Origin of the sequence: Myxococcus sp. CA033, from assembly GCF_013336625.1 — a bacterium.
Taxonomy (GTDB): Bacteria; Myxococcota; Myxococcia; order Myxococcales; family Myxococcaceae; genus Myxococcus; species Myxococcus llanfairpwllgwyngyllgogerychwyrndrobwllllantysiliogogogochensis.
The window spans coordinates 1-4,357 of sequence record NZ_JABUMU010000052.1 but is presented as its reverse complement, the minus strand read 5'-3'; the positions used below and the strand labels follow the sequence as shown (position 1 = coordinate 4,357).

General features: G+C 63.9%; 4 protein-coding genes and 1 pseudogene. 2 read left to right on the top strand and 3 right to left on the bottom strand.

The features are described 5' to 3' along the window. Positions 1–398: 398 nt before the first annotated feature. Positions 399–512, top strand: a pseudogene (locus HUA78_RS47960) (IS3 family transposase); the annotation flags it as partial. Positions 513–522: 10 nt separating this feature from the next. Here the strand turns inward: HUA78_RS47960 and HUA78_RS45515 are convergent. Next, positions 523–939 (bottom strand): hypothetical protein, encoded by a 417-nt coding sequence (locus tag HUA78_RS45515; protein ID WP_174479105.1) that lies wholly within the window; start codon positions 937–939, stop codon positions 523–525. Between the two features lie 403 nt (positions 940–1,342). Here HUA78_RS45515 and HUA78_RS47955 point away from each other — a divergent pair, with 403 nt between their 5' ends. Further along, positions 1,343–1,675 (top strand): DUF2381 family protein, encoded by a 333-nt coding sequence (locus HUA78_RS47955; protein WP_174479104.1) that lies wholly within the window; start codon positions 1,343–1,345, stop codon positions 1,673–1,675. Between the two features lie 139 nt (positions 1,676–1,814). Here HUA78_RS47955 and HUA78_RS47950 read toward each other — a convergent pair whose 3' ends face one another. Together HUA78_RS47950 and HUA78_RS45500 are read right to left on the bottom strand one after the other, a co-directional pair. Then, on the bottom strand, positions 1,815–2,579 hold the full coding sequence (locus tag HUA78_RS47950) for an immunity 52 family protein (protein ID WP_174479103.1): 765 nt from the start codon (positions 2,577–2,579) through the stop codon (positions 1,815–1,817). 12 nt (positions 2,580–2,591) lie between these two features. After that, on the bottom strand, positions 2,592–3,740 hold the full coding sequence (locus HUA78_RS45500) for a Tox-REase-5 domain-containing protein (protein ID WP_254624258.1): 1,149 nt from the start codon (positions 3,738–3,740) through the stop codon (positions 2,592–2,594). Positions 3,741–4,357 lie beyond the last annotated feature (617 nt).

Below are 4,357 nucleotides of genomic sequence, written 5' to 3'. Positions count from 1 at the left end.
GGGGCTCATCCGGCGCAGCGCCGGACAGGCCCGCAGCATTGAACTGCTGCTGGCCCCGGAACTTCTGCCCGTCCTACGCTGAGTCGCTCAAAACCAATCGGTCAGAACCTCTGTGCCGAGGTACTAGTGAGCGCCCACCGCCCCGTGCTCAGGGGCGAGGAGCGGCTCCAACGAACAGCCCGCTCGGTCCAGCAGTGGAGTTGCTTCAGTTTCGGCGTGAGGAGCGCGACGTCCTCTCAGGCCGCGACCTGGTTCGCTCAGGAAGGCGTCGGCACGCCCAAGAAGCGTTCCGATTCGTGAGCGAGAACCAGGCCGAGCATGCAGTGGCGACGATCTGCCGGGTGCTGGGAGTCACCGAGGCCGGCGACTCCGCCTGGAAGCGACGGGCCGCCTTGAAGCGAGCCGAGGCCAGGATGGCCGTCTTTCAGTACATCGAGGGCTGGTACAACCTGCGGCGGCGGCACTCAGCCCTCGGCTACCAGTCACCGGCTAGCGATGCGGAACCGGTGTAACTCGAGACGGCTAAAGGAGTGACTCGATGGTGGTCCGAAGCTCGTCCTCGCCGAAAAGCTTGTCCGAGTAGCCGTAGAAACTCTCACGCACGAAGAGAGTGTTGTCCTTGAGTTCCACACTCTTGTCGCCTGGGTTGTCTGGGTTCGTGGCGACATTCTGGAAGATGATCTTGTTGAACTTCGCTTTGACTGCCTCACGACCGAGATCATCGCTACAAATACTCTTCATCGCCTGTGCGACGAGCCCCGGACCGTATGACTCATAGTAGGAGTCGTAGCAGTCGAGAATGGTCTTGTCTTCGGGGAAGCTCGCGATGTCGATTTCAAAAGGCATCGAGAATCCAATGGAGCTGTTCAGCTCTGATTGGAAACGGGGGGTGTGCGACTCCTTGATCGTAGCGATACGGCGTCGCTCTGCGAGACCCATCGAATGCTCCTTTATCCCAGGGCGTGCTTGTTGGTTTGGAGAGTGTGTCCGCTCGTATTTCAGGCGTCAACTCATTCGGAGCCTCGCGCACGGCTCATTCTTCAGCGCCCAGCATCTTCAGAAAGTGTGCTTCGCTGGGTCCGTCAACTCCGCGCGTTCACGAGGAAGACGAGCAGGATGACCGCGACGAGGTCGGACCTGAATCGCCGCTACAAGGACTGAGAGCGGACGGGCCCGTTCAACGCCGCTGCCGTGAAGCGCGCCCCAAAGCGCTCGGCCCCATCACTGTGTCCCGTTGGGACTGGCCGGTCGCGCGAACAGAGCACCCCTGCGCGGGTACTGGCGATGCTAGCGCGCCCATGAGGGAGGTCACCCGTCCTTGCGCCAACCCTTCAGTTTGGCCGTGGGGTTCGTGCTCGCATGGGGAACTGCGGCGCACGCTGACACGCCAGCCGCCCCTCGCGTCCTCCGCGAGCGCTCCGTTACTGTCGCCAGTTCGACCTCCGGGCAGCCCCCGGTCATCAACGTCGCCGAGGGCTCGCCGACGTTGTTTCTCCTCTCTTCGCCGATTCAGCGAAAGTCCCGCAGCCTCGTTCAGGAGGAACACCTCATAACGGTGGCCCCGGTAGATCCTCCGCACGTCCTGATAGCCGGCCAGCTCCAGCATCACGACCCCTCGACGACTTCCCAGGGGAAGTTGCACACGCGACAGGCCCCGGGGCTCGGAAGGCACTAACGGATGATGCGGGCGCGGTCCTGTCCAGAGGAACGGGCCGCCTGCCGCTCGGACGTCATCAGCTCCTTCGTGCGCCTCGCGGCATGCCTGCCTCGGGGTCCGAGAGTACGTCGGCTAGTGGGCGGCATCGGCCCCGTGCTCAGGAGCTTGGAGGAGCGCCGACAAACAGCTCCGCTCGGTCCAGCAGCTCTCGCACGCGCTCCGCCAGCGCCATTTGCTCCGGATTGCGGGCAGTGAAGCGTTCGGGAGTGAGGAGGATGAGGGTGCCCTTGTCTTCCACGGACTCGACACGCACGGGAGCGGGGAGCGGCGGCACTCGGCCCAAGCGGTTCGAGACGTAGGTAATCCACCCAAGGGAGAAGGGCGCGAAGTCGGGCTCCCGAGCTGTGTCCTCGTAGGAGTCCGAGGTGGCAAACGCCCAATCGGGATCCCAGGGCCGAACCATGCTGCGCACCACGTTCGCCAGTACGGGTGCCGTCAGTATCCGCTCCATGCCTGGCCCTTCTTTCGGCAAGGGCATCACGCACGAGTTCGGATTGGCGCCACTGTAGTCACCGCAGGTGATGCGCAGATCCGCGCTGTCCGCCCCCGCCTCGCCGTTGCCGAACCAGAAGCTATAGCCCAATCGCTCGATGGCGGGACCTCCACGCTCACGGTTCACGCCCCGCCGGAACATCTCGGTGAGCGTGGGCAGGTCGGGAGGCATGAGCGGATGTTTGCGGGCATCCTTGCGAGAACGCGCGGGCTTGTACCAATGAGCCAGGATCGGATCACATGACGCGAGGAGGTTGAGGAAGTCTGCTGTGCGCAGAGCGCATTCCTCGGGGGTCTCCTTGCGAGGGCCCCAGTAGGCGCCCGCGTAGTAGGTCTCCGGGTAGGTCGTGGGCTCAGGCGTCGCGGTCACGCTGTGCATTCCTCAAAGCGCCGGTGTGCAGACCACTTCAATGCCCTTGATTCTGTTGCGCATCAATAGCTTCTCGATGGCGTCCGCCGCCTGCTGCTCAGCGACGTGCCATCGTATCGAAAAGCCAAGGCCACGGACCTTCTCACTCTGCCTTCTGGCTTGATCGACAAGGCCCTTGGCTCCCGAGTGACGGAACCACTCTTTCGGGTCCAGGCCCTCGAAGAACCGGGCATAGCCCTGCCCCTTCGCCTCCAGCAGGACACCCTTCTCGAAACCATCGAACTTCACGCCGCCACTGTCCCTGCCTACACCACCGACCCAGTATGCCTCGTCGGCGGAATGCCCCGTAATCTGTTCCTGGTAACGCCGGGCGTGGGGTGACATGGACTCTTTGGCCGGCCCCCACTTGCCGGGCCCATTCGACGGTGAGCCGCCCTTCGCGGCCGTGCTGGCCCGCTGAAGGATGATGGCTGCTCCAGGCCCACCACTCAGCACCGCCGCCGCACGCCCCACCGGAACCGCCACGATTCTCATGGCAACGACTCCTTGTGCGGACAGCGAGAGCGTTGGCATCTCCACCGCTGCGAGCGATGCACCTTCCAACGTGCGCGTCGCGGATGACACCGTGCCCCACGTGGCAATGAGGTTCGTTGCCAGCTTGGAGACGGCCTGAATCTGTTCACCCCGCGTCATGTACCGGAAGCGCTCCAGGTATTCGGGTGACGACTCCAGCAATGCCGCCACGGCGGCGGGCATCTGACGAAGTGCCTCGAGGTTTTCGCCTGGCGACGTCGAGAAGAACTTCCCCACCGCAAGGGCCAGTCCAACAAAAGCCTCTTCGGCACCATCAAGAGAGCGGCTGATGACGTCGGCATCGTCGTGGACGTCCGCCAGCGGGAATCCATCCAACTCACGCAGTTCATCGTCCAGCGAGCGGAAGACACCCGTGCGCCCATCGTAGAAACGCCCCAGCTCGAAGTCGTGCGCACGGAAAACACCGTTCCGCCACTCCACGGGGGCCACTCGCTGCTGCGTCCGGCCACTGCGCACCCACGCGAGGCATCCATCGGGCCGGAGCACCGCCAGATGATTGAAGCGCTCCACCCGCTGCACCAACTCGGTGCGTGACACCGCTCCCGAGCCCATCACCTCGCGCAGCATGAAGCCCACCGCGACACGCGCAGGGAACTGACCCAGCGTCACATCCTTCCCCAGCAACACCTCCAGCAGCCGCGCCGCGTGCGTAGGCGTGAGCGAGTTACCAGACACGGGTTGCGCGTCGCGGTCCTCCAACCCCGAGACCTGAAGCAACTCCTCGAATGCATCGTTCCGCTGCTCTCGGGGAAGATGCGCCTTCCCAATGACTCCCGGCTGCCCCCTCGCCTCGTACATTGTGGAGCGCTGCTGAAGGGCGCCCCTACGGGTGGAGCGTTCAACCCCAGAGCAGCCCGCGACAAGGATGGCGACGCACAGCAACCAGAGGCCACTTCGCATTCAATACCCCGCACTTCCTCAACAGGAGGCTATCGCGCTGGATGCTGGCATTCACGTCCGACAAGATGATGGACGGCCGATAGCGCGGCAGAAGCGTGAGAGCCAGGCCTCGCGAGTGGGAATGCCCCCATCTGCCGGACAGGCTGGGGCCGTGCGAGGTCGTGTCCCTATAAGTGTGTAGTCGGCGAGCAGGGATGAGCGTGAAAGAGGGAAGCTCCTCGGTGAAACCAACCGAGACGGTCTCCCCCTGGCAGGGGAGCCGAGGAGTTCCCGCCGTGGACGAT